Origin of the sequence: Cloacibacillus sp. (assembly GCA_036655895.1) — a bacterium.
GTDB lineage: Bacteria > Synergistota > Synergistia > Synergistales > Synergistaceae > JAVVPF01.
The window spans coordinates 1-1,484 of sequence record JAVVPF010000116.1; the positions used below are offsets into that span (position 1 = coordinate 1).

1 protein-coding gene is annotated in these 1,484 nt (G+C 54.0%); it reads right to left on the reverse strand.

Annotated features, from left to right (window positions below; translation table 11 throughout):
- The coding region (locus RRY12_13200) for a M14 family zinc carboxypeptidase (GenBank protein ID MEG2185631.1) at positions 1–1,484 on the reverse strand (1,484 nt) is incomplete at both ends.

Here is a 1,484-nt window from a genome sequence, read left to right on the forward strand (position 1 = left end):
GCGCGCTATAGTTGCATCGTTAGCCTTGATTATGTACGCGCCTGGCTGAATGACGGAGACGTTCGGGGTACCGTTCCTTGAAAGGAACATTTTGCTTTTCAATACGCCCTCTTCGACAGACCACGCCTTCGTAACGGCGTCCCGTTTCGCGGTGAGCACTGGCATACTGTGTTCGACGCTCTCCTCAGGATAGTGGATGGTAAGCACAAGCAGATTGTCGGCTGTTACCTTCTTGCCGCGCGCCGCCATGTCCTGTCTAGCTTTGAGCACCAGCGGGTAAAACTCGTCGGCCTTGTCGTAGGCGGTCTTCATAACGGCTTCGTATGCCGCCACATGTCCCGCAATGCGCAGCCCAAGGTTCACGCCGATGGCGGGCGTTGTAGATTCTGTCAAAATGCTGCACGCGCCCTTTAGACCAAACGACGGGTCTGTGATGCCGGTGTCTATGGCTCCGTCAAATGTTTGCAGCGGCACTTTTTTCGAACCGCCGTCCGCAGCGCTCACCATAATGATAGAATCGCCGCTCTTTTGCCGCACGTCCGCGGAAACTGTCCCGCGAAGTCCTACTACCTTGCCTGGCGTCTCGCCGGGAGGTGTTGTGGACGTCTGCGTGTACCACGCCCATCTCAGGCCGCGGGCAATGATGTTTTTGTGATAGGCCGGCTCAAATACTTCGCTTACATATTTTTTGAGAGCCTCCGCGTGGTTGTATATAGGCGCTATAAGCGTCGCCACGTCATATCCGCTCCAGTCGATGGTGAGGCCGGTAGATTGATCATTCACATAACCGCTGCCGGTCGTGAAGCCCATCTCGTGCGCGTCTCCGAAGAAGAACGGCTCGTACTCGTTGACAAGGCGATGCATGGTCCTTGTTATAGCGGACTCAAAACCTTGATTGTCTCTGTTCTGGTCTATACCGACGCGATAGCGGTATGAGTTCGTGCCGCGCTGGTTTCTCCACGCTCCGTCAACGTTGTAGCGGGGAACTATGACGACAGATATTTTTTTCAGTAAATAGTTGAGGTCGCCGTCCGCAAGACGTTTAGCCAGCACCTGCATGGCGTCTCCCCCTGAAGACTCGCCTCCGTGTATCTGCCCCTGAAGCCAGACGACCGGCTTTTTAAGCGCCTTTAAATCGTTCGGGTCAAAGACGGGAGGGTCGCTGAATACTAGCAGCGGAAGCTTGAATGAGCCCTCCAGAACAGATGCTTTGCCGGCCGCCGATGCGTAGCTGGGAAATTCTCCAACGACTTTCCAGCGCATGTTTTTCGTTGAAAGACCGGCGATGAAGCCCAAAAGTTCTTCTTCAGTCGCTTGGTAAGATTTTTCGCCAAGGACGTCGCTGCCTTTGCCGCTTCTTATTCTAGGTAAAAAGCTGAAATCAAATTTTGTCTCTGCGAATTTTTTGTCGTGAAAAGCTCTCAGGTAATCAGGATAGTCGAGGTTGGCGGCGTTTACGCCACCCCATGGTATCGACGGCGGCG